The sequence below is a fragment of the Streptomyces sp. NPDC087440 genome (genome assembly GCF_044744005.1).
In the GTDB taxonomy this organism is placed as follows: Bacteria; Actinomycetota; Actinomycetes; order Streptomycetales; family Streptomycetaceae; genus Streptomyces.
In genome coordinates this window covers 14,749-29,791 of sequence record NZ_JBIUXN010000017.1, presented here as the reverse complement: position 1 = coordinate 29,791, position 15,043 = coordinate 14,749, and the positions used below count along the sequence as shown (strand labels likewise).

The window sequence follows — 15,043 nt, the reverse complement described above, 5'->3', positions numbered from 1 at the left end:
AGGGAAGATGACCGCGACCATGAACGCCATCACCAACGGACTGCCCACCCTGCGCGAACGCCCCCTCGACCCGCCCGGCATCCTCCGCGAACAGGACCCCATCAGCCGGATGACCTTCCCCGACGGCCACCCCGGCTGGCTCGTCACCGGATACCGGCAGGGACGGCAGATCCTCGCCGACAAACGCTTCAGCTCCTCGCCCACCCACAAGCACCTCGCCTTCCCCTCCGACCGCCCCTCCGACCTGGAAGCCGAGATCCCCGGCCTGTTCGAGCACATGGACGCCCCGGACCACACCCGGTTCCGGCAGCGCCTCGCCGGCCAGTTCACCCTGCGGCGCATGCGCCTGCTCGCCCGGCGGATCGAGGAGATCACCGCCCAGTACGCCGACGCCATGCTCCGCAAGGGACCGCCCGCCGACCTCGTCGCCGACTACGCCGTACCCGTGTCCTCCCAGGTCATCTGCGAACTCCTCGGCGTCCCCTTCGCCGACCGCGACCGCTTCGTCGGCGACTCGGAGAACCTCCTGCGCCTCGACGTCGACCCCCAGGACGCCCAGGCATCACTGAAAGACCTCCTCGACCTCACCGGCGAACTCCTCCTGCGCAAGAAGGCCGCACCCCAGGACGACGTACTCAGCGTCCTGGTCACCGCCGACGACATCTCCTTCGAGGAGTGCGTCGGCGCCACCCTCCTGCTCCTGGTCGCCGGCCACGAGACCACCGCCAACATGCTCACCCTGGGCACCTACGCCCTGCTGAACAACCCGGACCAGGCAGCCCTCCTGCGCGCCGACCCCACACTGATCGACAAGGCCGTCGAGGAACTGCTGCGCTTCCTGACCATCGTGCACGTCGGCGTGCAGCGCACCCCCACCGAGGACGTCGAGATCGACGGCGTCACCCTGCACCAGGGCGAAACCGTCCTGATCCACCTGCCCACCGCCAACCGGGACCCCCACCAGTACCCCGACCCGGACCGCCTCGACATCACCCGGGGCACCCACAGCCACCTCACCTTCAGCCACGGCATCCACCAGTGCCTCGGCCAGCAACTCGCCCGCCTGGAACTCAAGATCGGCTACACCGCGCTGCTGCACCGCTTCCCCGACCTGCGCCTCGCCGCCACCGCCGACGAGATCCCGATGCGCTCCGACATGACCGTCTACGGCGTCCACCAGCTCCCCGTGACGTGGTGACCACCCCCCGGACACCGTGACCACCCCCCGGACACAGGGACCGGGGCACCGGACCGACACCGTCACGCAGACAGACACCAGGGCAGGAAGAGGACCCATGACGCACCCGTTCGACGACCCCGACAGCGACTACCAGATCCTCGTCAACAGCCGCGAGCAGCACAGCATGTGGCCCAGCGGCATCCGCGTCCCCCACGGCTGGTCGCCCGTCTTCGGCCCGGACAGCCGGCAGGCCTGCCGCGACTACGTCGAAGCCCGCTGGACCGACATACGCCCCGTCCCGCTGCGGACCGCCCCATGACCACCGAGACCCGGAAAGCCCCCTCACCCCTGCGGAGCTCCCCGTTCCGCAGGGTGATCGCCGCGGAGTTCATCTCCTCCGTCGGCACCCAGATGACCACCCTCGCCCTGCCCTGGTTCGTCCTGACCACCAGCGGCTCACCCGCCCGCATGGGACTGGTCTTCCTCATCCAGATCCTCCCCGTGCCCCTGCTGAGCATGCCCGCCGGACTCCTCGTGGCCCGCTGGGGCGCCCGCCGCGTCACCATCGTCGGCGACCTGTGCAGCGCCACCCTCATCGCCGCCGTACCCGCCCTCTACCTCATGGACATGCTCCCCTTCTGGGCACTCCTGGTGATCGTGGCCCTGCTGGGCTGCGTCACCGCCGGCTACCTGTCCGCACAGCGCATGCTCCTCACCGACACCATCGGCACCGACGAAAGCCTCGTCACCGCGGGCAACGCCCTGTTCGAGACAGCGACCTCCACCGCCCGCCTGCTCGGACCCGCCGTCGCCGGCCTCCTCGTCGCCCAGATCGGTGCCCTCAACGTCCTGTGGGCGGACGCCGCCTCCTTCGCGCTCTCCGCCGCCCTGCTGACCCGGCTGCCCCGCACCACCCCCAGCCCCCAACCACTGGCCGCCCACAACATGGCCGAAGGCGCCCGCCACCTGCTCCGCGACCCCGTCCTGCGGACCCTGGCCCTCGCCACTCTCGGATACGGCACCCTCATGCCGGTCGTCATGCTCGCGCTGCCCGTCCTGGCCACCGACCGCTACCACGCCGACCCCCACGTCGCCGGCTGGCTCCTGGCCGCCTGGGGCGGCGGCACCGCACTGGGCACCGTCCTGGTCGCCTGGCTCGCCCGCCGTACCGCACCCCTGAAACTGGCGGCGGCGGGCGGAGCCGGCGCGGCCGTGGTGCTGTGGCTGCTGCCCTGGGACCAACCGGTCACCACGCTGGCGCTGACCGTCGCCATCAGCTGCATGTTCCTGCCCGCGGTGACCGCACCCGCCGTCACCATGATGATGCTCCGGCCCCCGGAACACCTCCGCGCCCACGTGGTCCCGGTGTTCGGCGCCGCCGTCTTCCTCGCCAGCCCGATCGCCTACGGCACCGCCGGCCTGCTGTTCGAACACCTCGCGGTCAGCACCGTCCTCACCGCGGTGGCCGTAGGAGCCACCCTGTGCGCCCTGCCCCTGCTCAAACTCGGCCTGTCACCCAACCGCCCCTGAACGAACCGACGGCACCACGACAGAGGTCAGCACAAACCCGTCCGCCGCCATCCACCGCCCGTCGAACACCTGCAACCGCCCACCGGGCAGCACCGGGCCGGGGACCAGCAGACGGGCGGTGAACGAACCGTCCACGGCGAACTCCACACTCGCCTCCGAGAAGTCCAGCCACCGCCCCGTCAGCGGAAACCACGCCTTGTACACACTCTCCTTCGCGCTGAACAACAGACGGTCCGCATGCACCGCCCCCCACGCCGCCCGCCGCAGCCGCTCAGCCTCCTCCGGCCTCACCACCGCCTCGAACACCCCGGCGGGCAACGGAAGATCCGGCTCGGCGTCGATCCCCAGCGAGAGCACGTCCGCCACCCCGGCCACGGCAGCCGCACAGTACCCCTCACAATGCGTCATGCTGCCCACCACACCGCCCGGCCACCGAGGCTCCCCACGCGGCCCCGGAAGCAGCGGAACCGGAGCCACCCCCAGCGCCCCCAACGCCTCGCGCGCACACAGCCGCACCGCGGCGAACTCCCCACGACGCTTGGCGACCGCCCTGTCGACGACCGCGGCCTCCTCCGGGAACAACGCCCTCACAGCAGCCGCGAAGACGTCCTGGGTCCGCCACTCCACTGCCACCTGCTCAGGAAGAATGCGCTCGATCATTGTGCTTCCGTGACCTTGGGGACGACGGTCAGGACGCACCACCCCACCCGGCGTCCAAGAACCACAGAAGTCTCACCCAACGCCACCACCCTGTCGAGCACGAACCCCGAGCCGCCCCGACAACAGGCACAACCCGCCCCCGTCCGGCCCGCGTTCTGCACCACAACACGTGCAATCCGCATCTCGTCGCACACCACGACGCCGGGCTAGCGTGATGCGTACCGTCACAGGCCGTGAACGAGCAATGCCCCGCGGCCGGTTCGCGAAGGTCCCGTCGTAGCGGACCACGCGGTGACAGCACGAGCCACAGGACACGAGGGCCTCAGACCTGCGGCGGACCCTCCCTTCGGCATGCGCCCGTACCGCTGCCCGGACTCGCCCGGGCCCACGCGGTCACCACCCCGCATCCGGCAACCGGACCCGCCCCACCCGTCCGACCCCTCGTGCGGACCGAGAGAGGACGGAATGCCCCAGCACCCCCAGCACCCCCCGTACCCCCAGGACCTCCCGCACACGAAGCGGCTGCCCCTGACGACCGGCCAGCACGGAATCTGGTTCGCCCAACGGCTCGACCCGGCGAACCCGACCTACATCACGGCCGAGTACATCGACATCCACGGCCCCCTCGACACCACCGCACTGCACACCACGATACGCAGCGTCCTGACCGAAGCACAGTGCCTGCACGTCCGCTGCGAAGAGGACAGCACAGGACCCTGCCAAGTCACCGACGCACCCCCCACCGTCCCGGTCACCGTCCTGGACCTGAGCACAGAGCCCGACCCCTGGGCCACCGCCGACCAGTGGATGCGCGACGACCTCGCCCACCCCCTCGACATGAACCACCCACCCCTCTACACCCAGGCGATCCTCTCCCTCGGCGAAGACCGGCACCTCTGGTACCAGAAGTTCCACCACCTCGTCACGGACGGCTTCTCCCACGCCCTCATCGCCTCCCGCGTAGCCGACCGGTACACGGAGACGACCACCGGCACACCACCCGCCCCGACCGCCTTCGGCCCACTCCACGACCTCGTACAGGACGACACCGACTACCAGACATCCCCCACGGCGGACACCGACCGCGCCTACTGGCAACAGACCATGACCGGCGCCGGACGAGCGGCATCGCTCTCCGAACGGACCGCACCCACCCCGCACAAACACCTGAGCGACACCCACCACATGCCGCCGCCGGACTTCACCCGGCTACGCAACGCAGCCCGCGCCCGGCGCACCCACTGGAGCAGCCTGCTCACCACCGCACTCGCCGCCTACACCCACCGCATCACCGGAGCCGAAGACATCGTTCTCGGCCTGCCGGTGACAGCACGCACCACCCCGACACTCAAACGCACCCCCGGCATGACGTCCAACCTCCTGCCCCTGCGCCTGCACGTCACCCCCGACACCACCCTCGCCGAGCTGGTCCGCCACACCACCACCCAGAGCCGGCACGCCCTCAAACACCAGCGCTACCGCTACGAACACCTCCGCCGAGACCTCGGCCTCCTGCACGACGGCAGCGCCCTGTGCGGACCGCACATCAACGTGCTGCCCTTCGAGTACGACCTCACCTTCGGCGAAGCCACCGCCGTCTCCCACGCACTGGCCACCGGGCCCGTCGACGACCTCACCCTCACCGTGCTGCCCCGCGAAGAAGGCCTGCGCCTCACCTTCAACGCCAACCCCGGCAGATACACCCCCGCCGAACTCGCCGGACACCTCACCCGCTTCCGCACCGTCCTCGACACCCTCCTGGACGACCCCGAACACCCCGTGGGCGACCTCGACATCCTGGACACGGCAGAACACAACCGACTGCTGGACTGGGCCCAAGGCGGGGGCACCACCGCAACAGACCCCCGCACCCTGCCCGAAGCCTTCGAGACCCAGGCCCGCCTCCGCCCCGAACACACCGCCGTGACCTGCGAAGGAACAACCCTCAGCTACGGACAGCTCAACACCCGGGCCAACCGCCTGGCCCGCCTCCTCCTCCAGGCCGACGCCCGCCCGGGCCGCCACGTGGCACTCGCCCTGCCCCGCTCCCACGACCTCGTCACAGCACTGCTCGCCGTCCTGAAGTCCGGCGCCGCCTACATCCCCGTCGACCCCGACTACCCGCCGGACCGCATCACCCACATCCTCCACGACGCCCAACCCCAACTCCTCATCACCACCAGCGAACTCGCAGCCCGCCTCCCGGACCACGGATGCCCCCGCATCCTCCTCGACGACCCCGACACCCACACCGCACTCGCCACCCTCCCGGCACACAACATCGACAACCCCGAACGCACCACCCCGCTCACCACCACCCACCCCGCCTACGTCATCTACACCTCCGGATCGACCGGCAACCCCAAAGGCGTGGTGGTGACCCACCACAACGTCATGAGCCTGCTCTCCGCCACCCGCACCCTCTTCGACTTCGGCCCGAGCGACGTATGGACCCAGTTCCACTCCTACGCGTTCGACTTCTCCGTCTGGGAAATCTGGGGAGCACTCCTGCACGGCAGCCGACTCGTGATCGTCCCCACCACCGTGGCCCGCTCACCGCAGTCGTTCCTCGCCCTGCTCGCCGCCGAAGAAGTCACCGTCCTCAACCAGACCCCCTCGGCCTTCCACCACCTCATGCAGGCCGAACAGGACACACCCGACCTGGCACAACACCTCGCACTGCGGTACGTCATCTTCGGAGGCGAAGCCCTCGACCTGAGCCGACTCGCCCCCTGGTACGACCGGCACCCCGACGACGCACCCCAGCTCGTCAACATGTACGGGATCACCGAGACCACCGTCCACGCCACCCACCAGCCCCTGACCGCGAAACTCGTGGTTGACACCCCCGGCAGCCTCATCGGCACCGGCCTGCCCCACGTCGACGTACACATCCTCGACCGCACACTGCGCCCCACCCCCGCCGGAATCACCGGCGAGATCTACATCGGCGGCCCCCAGGTGACGAACGGCTACCTCCACCGCCCCGAACTGACCGAACAACGCTTCCTCCGCCACCCCCTCGCCCCGGCAGGAACACGCCTGTACCGGACCGGCGACCTGGCCCGCCGACTCCCGGACGGAATGATCGAATACCGAGGACGCGCAGACGACCAAGTCAAGATCCGCGGATACCGCATCGAACTCGGCGAAATCGAAGCCGCGCTCAGAGCACTCCCCGACGTGGCCGACGCCCGAGCCCTGGCCGGCACCGACACCGTCGGAGACACCGTCCTGCGGGCCTACACCACTACAACCGACGGAGCCCACCCCGAACCAGGAACCCTGCGCACCGCCCTCAAGAACACCCTGCCCGACTACATGATCCCCGCAACGATCACCGTCGTCGACGCCTTCCCCCTGACCGCCCACGGCAAGCTCGACCGCACGGCCCTGCCCACCCCGGCCCCCACCCGCTCACAACCCCCCACACCCCCCACAGACCCCCTCGAACGACAGATCACCCAGGCCTGGAACGACGCCCTGCCCGGCGCAACCCCCGACGGCATCGGCATCGACGACGACTTCTTCGACCTCGGCGGCGACTCCTTCAAAGCAGTCCGCGCCGCACGAAACATCGGCGCACAGGCAACAGCGATCGACATCTTCCAACACCCCACCCCACGCCGCCTCGCCACACACCTGCGCACCACCGCCCAACACACCACCCCACACCCCTGGCTGCGCACCCTCACACCCACCAGGCCCACCCCACCCCGCCTGACCCTGATCTGCATCCCCTACGGAGGCGGCAGCGCCACCGCCTTCCAACAACTCGCCGCCTGCCTGCCCCCACACATCGAACTACGCGCCGCCGCCATCCCCGGCTACGACCCCGCACTCCCCACCCAGGAAGGCCCCCCACTACACGAAGCCGCCGCCCACCTCGCCGAAGAGATCACCCGCACCGTCACCGGCCCACTCGCCCTCTACGGACACTGCGTCGGCACCGCACTCACCCTGCTCACCGCACGCGAACTCGAAGACCGCAACACCACCCCCCACGCAACCCACCTCGCCGCAGCCCTACCCGAACCCGACCCCCATGGCGCACTCGCCACCCTCGCCGCCCAGAGCGACGACACACTCCACACCTACCTCCAGTCCCTCGGCGGCTTCAACGGCGTCCTCGACCCCACAGACCTGCACCGCACCCTCACCATGGTCCGCCACGCAATGATCCGGGGAGCCACCTTCCAGATCGAGGCCGCCACCACATGGAAGAAACTCCACACCCCCCTCCACATCGTGATCGGCGACGCAGACCCCGCCACCGCAGGCTACGAAAACACCTACCGCGCCTGGGGCCACTACACCCACCACACCCACCTCTCCGTACTCCCCGGAGCCGGCCACTACTTCGTCAAAGACCACCCCCACCCCCTCGCCACCACACTGACCACCATCAAATAACCCCTTAGCTTGACTCTGTCGGGGATCTTGGACCCGTCGAGGTCAGGTGACCAGCGTGCGCCTCGACTTCGGCCGGGCGCTCGGGCCGTCTGGACCAGAGACGGGACTTGCGCGCCGGAATGGGGCGACGGGACAACGGATTCCTCGGCTTTCTGCGACGGTCGGCGGAACGCCCCGGGCAAGTCCGTGCGCCGCGCTGGAAGACGCAAAGATCCCCGACAGAGTCATCACCACGTCCTGGAAGTGGCATAAGAAGACATCTCATTTGGTGAGTCTGCGGTAGCAGATGAGGGTGCAGGCGATGCTGGTGAAGGCGAGGAAGTGGTCGGCTTTGCGCTCGTAGCGTCAGTGCAGTCGCCGGCAGCCAGCGAGCCAGGCTATCGTGCGTTCCACCGTCCAGCGGTGGCGGCCAAGGCGTTGTGAAGATTCAACTCCCCTGCGGGCGATGCGGTGTGCAATGCCTCGCCCGCGTAACCATTTCCGCAGGTGGGCATAGTCGTAGCCCTTATCGGCGTGGAGCTTGCCGGGCCTGCGCCGCCGACGTCCCCGGCGTGAACGGATGGGCGGGATGCCCTTCACGAGCGGGATCAGGGCCTGGCTGTCGTGCAGGTTGGCCCCGGAAATGCCGACGGAGATGGGCAGACCGGAGCGTTCCCTGATCAGGTGGATCTTCGAGCCGTACTTGCCCCGGTCGACAGGATTCGGACCTGTCAGGTCCCCCTTTTCAGGGCCCGCATGTTCACCGAGTCGATCGCGCACCGCGACCAGTCCAACTCTCCGCGGGCACCGAGTTCGTCGAGGACCAGGCGGTGGAGCTTGGCCCACACCCGGGCCTTCGACCACTCCGAGAACCGCCGGTGGGCCGTGGCTCCGGACGGACCGAACGACGCGGAAGGCAGCTGCTGCCAGGTACAACCCGACGTCGCCACGAACACGATCGCGGCCAGAACCTCCCGGTCGCCGTGCCGCCGACGTCCGCCGCCCTGGGGCCGGGAAGGCGCCTCCGGCACCACCCGTTGGAACAGCTCCCACAACTCGTCCGGCACCAACCGCTCAACGATCCCCACCATGACCCACAGAATACCGGCACAGCCAAATGAGATTTCTTCTTATACGCCGGAGCCTGCACCACGTTCCCGCTGCGGTGGAGCGGATGGAGGAGGAGCTGCGGGTCATCATCAAGCTGGGATTCGAGGCGTACTTCCTGGCGGTCGGCCAGGTCGTCGCGGACGTCCGTGAGATGGGGATCCGGGTGGCGGCCCGCGGGTCGGGTGTCGGGTCGATGGTTGCGCACGCTCTGCACATCGCGACGGCGAACCCGCTGGAGCACAACCTGCTGTTCGAGCGGTTCCTCTCTGAGCGGCGTACGTCGCTGCCGGACATCGACGTGGAGTCCGCCCGCCGCCTTGAGGTCTACGACCGCATCTTCGCCCGGTTCGGGGCGGAGCGGGTCGCGGTGACCGGCATGCCCGAGACCTACCGCGCCCGCCACGCCCTGCGCGACACCGGCCTCGCGCTGGGGATCGCACCCCAGCAGGTCGATCGGATCGCGAAGTCCTTCCCACACATCCGGGCCTGCGACATCTCCTCCGCGCTGGCCGAGCTCCCCGAGCTCCGTCAGCTGTCTGAGGAGGCGGCGTCGGGCCGGTTCGGGCCGCTCTTCGAGCTGGCCACCGGCCTCGACAAGCTGCCGCGGGGCATGGCGATGCACCCGTGCGGCGTCATCATCACCGACAACACCCTGCTGGACCGGCTGCCGGTGCAGCCGACGCCGGGCGGCCAGTACCCGATGGTCCAGGCCGACAAGCACGACGTCGAGGACCTCGGTCTCATCAAGCTCGACGTCCTCGGGGTGCGGATGCAGTCCTCGATGGCGCACGCCGTCGACGAGATCGCCCGCACCAGCGGTGCCCCGCGCATCGACCTCGACGACCCTGCCCAGGTCCCGCTCGATGACTTCTTCGCGTTCAAGATGATCCAGAACAGCGACACCATCGGCATGTTCCAGCTCGAATCGCCCGGTCACCAGAACCTCCTGGGGCGTCTCCAGCCGCGGGACCCGCAGGACGTCATCGCCGACATCTCACTGTTCCGGCCGGGCCCGGTGTTGTTTCCGCACTCACTGTGTCCCGCACTGGTCGTGTCTCTTTGCGACGAAATTACGTCGCGGGCCGAGTCCCAGCCGTTCAGTCAAGAATGTTGCTTTGGAGTAGCAGGAGCTTGCCTACGTCGAGATGGCCTTCCGGTTCACCGAAACCGTGCTGCTCGGTTTCGGCATCATTGCCGTACACGACCGCGCCAAGTGATAGCGACGTCTGGCCGCATGTGATGAACGCAAGGGACGCGTGGGTGGCACTGCGGGCGCGGTAAGTAGGCAACTGAACATTTCTTCAGGCTCACTCGACCGTAACGGCGGTCTGAGCGGGTGCGGATCTGGTCGAAGGCTTGCGGGAGTCCGCCCAATTGGGCTCGGAAGTGGGTTAGGCGCGCTGTCTGATGTTCGGTTCCGGCAGCACGGAGGTGATGAGGTCCGCGAGGTACGGCATGTGGTCGTCGAGGAAAAAGTGGCCCCCTGCCAACACGTGGAAAGAGAAAGCAGCCTGTGTTTCGCTCCCCCAGGCTCGCGCGGCCTCGACCGTGACACCTGGGTCCTTGTCACCGGTCAGGACCGTTATCGGGCAGTCGAGCGGGGGCGCGCTCCGGTAGATGTAATCTTCCACGATCCGGTAGTCGGCGCGTACTGGTGGAAGGGCGAGGCGCAGGAGATCGGGGGAGGACAGCAATTCGTCTGGCGTTCCGGACAACTTCCTTATGTCCTCGATGAGTTCGGAGTCAGACATCTCGCCCACTGGCTTCCTCCTGGCGGGCCACTGCGGCAGAGAGGGGCCGCGTCGACCGGAGACGAACAGAGCGGCGGGCGGCTGTCCCTCGGCCGTCAGGCGTCGCGCAGCCTCGAATGCCAGGAGCGCGCCCATGCTGTGCCCGAACAGGATCGTCGGCGTCCCATCGACGGGCGCCGGAAGTGCGGCGAGTGCGGCTGCGACCATCTCTTCGGCTCGCTCGGCGAATGGCTCTCCGAACCGCTCCTGGCGGCCTGGGTACTGCACGATCAGTGGCTCTATGGCGCCAGCAACGGCGGCCGAGAGCGCGTGGTAAGCGCTAGCCGAGCCGCCTGCGTGTGGAAAACAGAGCAGGCGGCTTCCAGCATTGGGTGCGGAATGAAAGCGACGTATCCAGTCGCTCACGAGTGTGTCCTCCCTTTTCGGGTCGCGGTTCGTGCTCTCTGTCGCGCAGCCACTCGAGTTCAGTTGGGCCAGGCGGCGAATGGTGGTGTTCCTGTCACATTGCGGTTAGGGAGACGGATAGTTGTTCAGGGCCATTGACGACGATGGAGCTCAGCAGAGTCGGCTCGCCGTCGAGCTCTACGTTGATCGACTGAGTAAGTAACTCGTTGTAGAGATGGCGTAGTTCGACGCGAGCGAGCATGCTACCGATGCAGAAATGCTCCCCGAAGCCCAGGGCCAGGTGGCGGTTGGGGTTGCGGCGGATGTCGAAGCGATCGGAATCGGGGAATACTGCCTCGTCGCGGTTGGCCGAGGGCAGCCAGAATGTGACGCGGTCGCCGGCGGCTATCTGGTGTCCACGGATCTCCACCGGCCGGGTCGCGGTGCGCATGATGTGCGTCGCGGTCGAGGTCCAGCGCAGCACCTCCTCGACCGCGGAGGGCAACAGGGCCGGGTCCTGTCTGAGGTCCTGCCATTGGCCGGGGTGGCTCAAGAACGCCAGCATGCCCCCGGACGCTGCGATGCGGGTGTTCTCGGTGCCGCCGACGAGAAGGTTGTTGCAGTTGAGGATCACGTCGTCCGGGGTGAGCGGCTCGCCGTCGACCTCGGCCGTGGCGAGGATGCTCACCAGGTCGTCCGAGGGGTTCTTCGCCTTGTCCGTCCGCAGAGTGTCGAAATACCCCAGGATGTCGAGGTGTGCGAGGCGCTGCGTCAACGGGTCACCGGCCCCGAAGGCATCACTGGTCAGCGTGAACAGTCGTTCCCAGTCGGCACCGGGGATCCCCATCATCTTGCAGATCACATAGAGCGGGACGCGGGCGGCGACGTCCGCCACGAAGTCGCAGGTGCCCCGTTCGAGAGCCTCGCCCACCACACGCCGCGCCACCCCCTGGATGTCCTGCTCGATGGCGCGTACCGAACGGACCGAGAACCACTCGTCGACGAGCCCGCGCAGCTGTTTGTGTCGTGGCGCGTCGGTCAGCGCGAGGGTGCGCCCGCCGCCGGGGTCGGCGCCGTGGCTGTCGGGGCGCAGCAGAATCCCCTGGGCAGAGCTGAAAGTGTCCGCGTCCCGGTAGGCGGTGCGCACGTCGTCGTACGTCGTCAGGGCCCAGAAGCCGGGGAGGTCGGTCGGCTCGTGCCAGTACACGGGCGCGTGGGCGCGGAGCCAGCGCCACTGGGCGAACGGGTCGCCTGTCGCGTACAGCTCCGGGTCCACGAGGTTGATCTGCGGTTGCTGTTCGGCTGCTCGGATCGGCTCGGTTGCCATGCGGATGTCTCGCAACTCTGCTCGGCTTCAGTACGACACCAGGTCGAGGCGCTCGTCGGCGCGGCGCTCCATCGGTGCGGTGTCCCGGGAGACCAGGAAGGCTGGGCGGGTGGGGCGCGCGGGGGCGTTGGTGATGGCGTTGTACGTGATGAGCAGTAGCGCGCGGCGGTCCGCAGACCGGTTGTTGGACGAGGAATGGACGATGCTCGGGTGGAAGACCTGGATGGAGCCGCGCGGCCCCGTGAAGACCTTCCGGCCGTTCTCGTCGGCCAAGTGCCGCGCCCGGTCGCCGTCTACGGTGTAGGCGAGGTCGGCCGACACGTGCGAGCGCCAGTCGGACTCCGCGCCGTCCGCGCGGCTCTCGGGAAGGTCGAGCAGGCCCAACCGGTGCGAGCCCGGTATGGCGGTGAGTGGTCCGTTTCCCTCGTGGACGTCGTCCAGGGAGACGGCGATGTTGACGGCGGCGGGGCTCGGCATGCCGTCCTCCTCGTGCCAGAACGCGAAGTCCTGGTGCCACGGCCAGGCCGCCCCCTCGTGGGCCTGCTTGAGGTTGACCTTGAACTGGTAGACGTAGACGGGCCCGCCGACGAGCTCCTCGGCGAGCTCCACCAGCCGGGGCAGGCGGACGAGGGCCGCGCACACCTCGTCGAAGGCATGGCAGCCGTGGAGGGCGCGAACCGTGCCGCTGTCCTTCTCGTACACGACCTCGGGCCGGCGTTCGTGGCTGATGGAGACCACGCGCTCCCGCAGCAGTGCGACGGCGTCGTCGCTGAAGCGGAACGGCGGCTCGCACCAACCGTCCTTCTCGTAGGCGGACTTGAGGTCGGCGAGCGAGGTGGCAGTTTCTGCCGCGGAGCTGGCCATGGACACGAATCTCCTGGGTGACGTAAGGAAGGGGCCTGACTCGGCCGTGGGCCGTGCGGGGCCGGTGCGAGTCAGGCGGAGGTGAGGACGAGCGCGGCGTTCTGGCCGCCGAAGCCGAAGGACGTGCTGAGCGCGCTGGTCGCGACCACGTCCCTGGGCTTGTCGGTCACTAGGTCGAGCCCGGCCGCCGTGTCATCCACCCGCTCCACGTTGGCAGTGGGCGGCACCTGTTGGTTGGCCAGTGTCAGCAGGGTGAAGGCCGCCTCCAGGGCTCCGGCCGCGCCCAGGGTGTGTCCCGTCAGGCTCTTGGTGGCTGTCACCGGCGGGGCGTGCGGGAACACGCGGGTGAGCATGCTTGCCTCCGCGGCGTCGCCGAGCGGAGTCGCGGTGCCGTGGGCGTTGATGTGTCCGATGTCGGCCGCCGCCAGACCGGCGTCGGCGAGGGCGGTGCGCGTGGCGAGCTCCGTGCCGCGGCCCTCGGGGTCGGGAGTTGTGTAGTGGTGGGCGTCGGCCGAGGCGCCGTACCCGGCGACATGGCCCCGGACGCGCGCCGAGCGGGCCCGCGCGTCTTCGGCGCGCTCCAGGACGAGCATGCCGGCGCCCTCGCCGAGCACGAAGCCGTCCCGCTCCGCGTCGAACGGGCGGGAGGCCTCGGCGGGAGCCGTGCCGCGCGTCGACAGTGCGCCCATGCGGCTGAAACCGATGCTGGCGATCCTGGCGCGGCCGGATTCGGCGCCGCCGACGACGGCGATGTCGCAGCTGCCTGCCCGCAACAGATCCCGCCCCAGGCCAATGGCCGTGGCACCGGAGGCGCAGGCCGTGCTGACGCTTAGGCTGGGGCCGAACACGCCCAGGTCCGTGCTGATCTCGCCGGCCGTGATGCCGGTCAGACAGCGCGAGATGAAGAGCGGCGAGACACGGGAGTGGTTCTCGGCGGCGAAGTGCTTGGACTGCCGGTCCCAGTGTTGCGTGCTGGTGCCGCCCACGCCTAGGATCACCGCGACCCGCGCCCCGTCCCAGGACTCCGGGTCGAGCCCGGCGTCGGCCACGGCCTGTCGGGCCGCGACAACCGCCATCTGCGCGTAGGGCTCCAGGCGCCAAGAGAGCGCGCGGCCGAGCTGGGCGTCCCCGTCGAAGCCGGGCACGGCGCAGCAGAAGTCGACGGCCAGGCCTTCCAGAAGGGGGTCGGCGGAGGCGGTCGAGGCGCCGGCGAGCAGCCCCGCCCAGTTGGCCTCGACGCCAATGCCGAGCGGCGAGACCAGGCCGAGGCCGGTTACGGCCACCGCGGGGGAGGCGTTCACGAGGAGACCTCGGTCCGGCTGCTCATCGCTGCCTCCACCACAGCCACCGCCTCACTGATGGTGCTGTCCGGCGTTAGTTGCAGCGGCGGAACGCCGTACTCCTCGTCCAGGATCACCGAGAACTCGACGAGCGCCAACGAATCGATCTTGAGCTCGACGAAGGTGATGTCGGGGGTGATGAGCGACTTCTCGATGCCCAGAGCATCGGAAAGGCGCTGGACGATCTCGTCATGGGTGCTGGACATCGGGAGTTCCTTCCAAGAATGGCCGGACAGAATGCGCGTCATCGACTGCGGGTGCGTATGGGTTCCGGTTGGAATTTCGTTGGAACTCCGGCATTTCAGGGGCCTGCACGGAAATAGGCAAGGGTATTGTCTGGCTCGCCCGCGACAATTCACGCATGAGTCGTTACGTAACCATTAATATTGTGCTCGATCGTATCCTGCCGCCTCAGACCCGGTGCGGTCACGATAATCGCGACCCTAGGCCACGGATCTCCGCCGTGGCAAGCGGCAGCTTGCCAAGATATTCGGCGTTATTAGCC

The 15,043-nt window shown here is 68.7% G+C and carries 10 protein-coding genes and 2 pseudogenes; 5 read left to right on the top strand and 7 right to left on the bottom strand.

The features are described 5' to 3' along the window. Window positions 1-7 precede the first annotated feature (7 nt). The 3 genes from ACIO3O_RS29090 to ACIO3O_RS29080 all read left to right on the top strand — a co-directional run bounded on the left by ACIO3O_RS29090 (window position 8) and on the right by ACIO3O_RS29080 (window position 2,710). A complete protein-coding gene (locus tag ACIO3O_RS29090) occupies window positions 8-1,198 on the top strand; it encodes a cytochrome P450 (RefSeq protein ID WP_401750893.1) in 1,191 nt (396 codons plus the stop codon). 97 nt (window positions 1,199-1,295) lie between these two features. Beyond that, window positions 1,296-1,499, top strand: a complete 204-nt coding sequence (locus ACIO3O_RS29085; RefSeq protein WP_401750892.1) for an MbtH family protein — start codon at window positions 1,296-1,298, stop codon at window positions 1,497-1,499. Beyond that, a complete protein-coding gene (locus ACIO3O_RS29080) occupies window positions 1,496-2,710 on the top strand; it encodes an MFS transporter (RefSeq protein ID WP_401750890.1) in 1,215 nt (404 codons plus the stop codon). The genes ACIO3O_RS29085 and ACIO3O_RS29080 overlap by 4 nt, the downstream gene beginning before the upstream one ends. Here the strand turns inward: ACIO3O_RS29080 and ACIO3O_RS29075 are convergent. Next, complete coding sequence (locus ACIO3O_RS29075; protein WP_401750889.1) at window positions 2,693-3,370, bottom strand: 4'-phosphopantetheinyl transferase; 678 nt, start codon at window positions 3,368-3,370, stop codon at window positions 2,693-2,695. The genes ACIO3O_RS29080 and ACIO3O_RS29075 overlap by 18 nt on opposite strands. Window positions 3,371-3,835: 465 nt before the next feature. Here ACIO3O_RS29075 and ACIO3O_RS29070 point away from each other — a divergent pair, with 465 nt between their 5' ends. Continuing rightward, window positions 3,836-7,783, top strand: a complete 3,948-nt coding sequence (locus tag ACIO3O_RS29070; protein WP_401750887.1) for an amino acid adenylation domain-containing protein — start codon at window positions 3,836-3,838, stop codon at window positions 7,781-7,783. A 261-nt stretch (window positions 7,784-8,044) separates the two neighbouring features. On the opposite strand, the pseudogene ACIO3O_RS29065 reads toward ACIO3O_RS29070, so the two are convergent. Continuing rightward, window positions 8,045-8,853, bottom strand: a pseudogene (locus tag ACIO3O_RS29065) (IS5 family transposase). Window positions 8,854-8,921: 68 nt separating this feature from the next. Here ACIO3O_RS29065 and ACIO3O_RS29060 point away from each other — a divergent pair. Continuing rightward, window positions 8,922-9,890 (top strand): annotated as a pseudogene (locus tag ACIO3O_RS29060) (DNA polymerase III subunit alpha); the annotation flags it as partial. Between the two features lie 373 nt (window positions 9,891-10,263). Here the strand turns inward: ACIO3O_RS29060 and ACIO3O_RS29055 are convergent. The 5 genes from ACIO3O_RS29055 to ACIO3O_RS29035 form a co-directional block, all read right to left on the bottom strand. Beyond that, the gene (locus tag ACIO3O_RS29055; RefSeq protein ID WP_401750885.1) at window positions 10,264-11,028 is read right to left on the bottom strand and encodes a thioesterase II family protein; all 765 of its coding nucleotides are present in this window, start codon (window positions 11,026-11,028) and stop codon (window positions 10,264-10,266) included. Between the two features lie 94 nt (window positions 11,029-11,122). Beyond that, window positions 11,123-12,334 (bottom strand): cytochrome P450, encoded by a 1,212-nt coding sequence (locus ACIO3O_RS29050; protein WP_401750884.1) that lies wholly within the window; start codon window positions 12,332-12,334, stop codon window positions 11,123-11,125. A 27-nt stretch (window positions 12,335-12,361) separates the two neighbouring features. After that, window positions 12,362-13,198, bottom strand: coding sequence for a phytanoyl-CoA dioxygenase family protein (locus ACIO3O_RS29045; protein ID WP_401750882.1), 837 nt, complete (start codon window positions 13,196-13,198; stop codon window positions 12,362-12,364). A 71-nt stretch (window positions 13,199-13,269) separates the two neighbouring features. After that, on the bottom strand, window positions 13,270-14,499 hold the full coding sequence (locus tag ACIO3O_RS29040) for a beta-ketoacyl-[acyl-carrier-protein] synthase family protein (RefSeq protein WP_401750880.1): 1,230 nt from the start codon (window positions 14,497-14,499) through the stop codon (window positions 13,270-13,272). Then, entirely contained in the window at window positions 14,496-14,744 is a 249-nt protein-coding gene (locus ACIO3O_RS29035) for an acyl carrier protein (protein ID WP_401750877.1), read from the bottom strand. Before ACIO3O_RS29035 ends, ACIO3O_RS29040 begins: the two co-directional genes overlap by 4 nt. Between the last annotated feature and the right edge of the window lie 299 nt (window positions 14,745-15,043).

Bases quoted from the DNA above. Each gene is read 5' to 3' on its own strand.
- ACIO3O_RS29090 (WP_401750893.1), top strand. From the start codon at position 8: ATGACCGCGACCATGAACGCCATCACCAACGGACTGCCCACCCTGCGC.
- ACIO3O_RS29085 (WP_401750892.1), top strand. From the start codon at position 1,296: ATGACGCACCCGTTCGACGACCCCGACAGCGACTACCAGATCCTCGTC.
- ACIO3O_RS29080 (WP_401750890.1), top strand. From the start codon at position 1,496: ATGACCACCGAGACCCGGAAAGCCCCCTCACCCCTGCGGAGCTCCCCG.
- ACIO3O_RS29075 (WP_401750889.1), bottom strand. From the start codon at position 3,370: ATGATCGAGCGCATTCTTCCTGAGCAGGTGGCAGTGGAGTGGCGGACC.
- ACIO3O_RS29070 (WP_401750887.1), top strand. From the start codon at position 3,836: ATGCCCCAGCACCCCCAGCACCCCCCGTACCCCCAGGACCTCCCGCAC.
- ACIO3O_RS29050 (WP_401750884.1), bottom strand. From the start codon at position 12,334: ATGGCAACCGAGCCGATCCGAGCAGCCGAACAGCAACCGCAGATCAAC.
- ACIO3O_RS29045 (WP_401750882.1), bottom strand. From the start codon at position 13,198: ATGGCCAGCTCCGCGGCAGAAACTGCCACCTCGCTCGCCGACCTCAAG.
- ACIO3O_RS29035 (WP_401750877.1), bottom strand. From the start codon at position 14,744: ATGTCCAGCACCCATGACGAGATCGTCCAGCGCCTTTCCGATGCTCTG.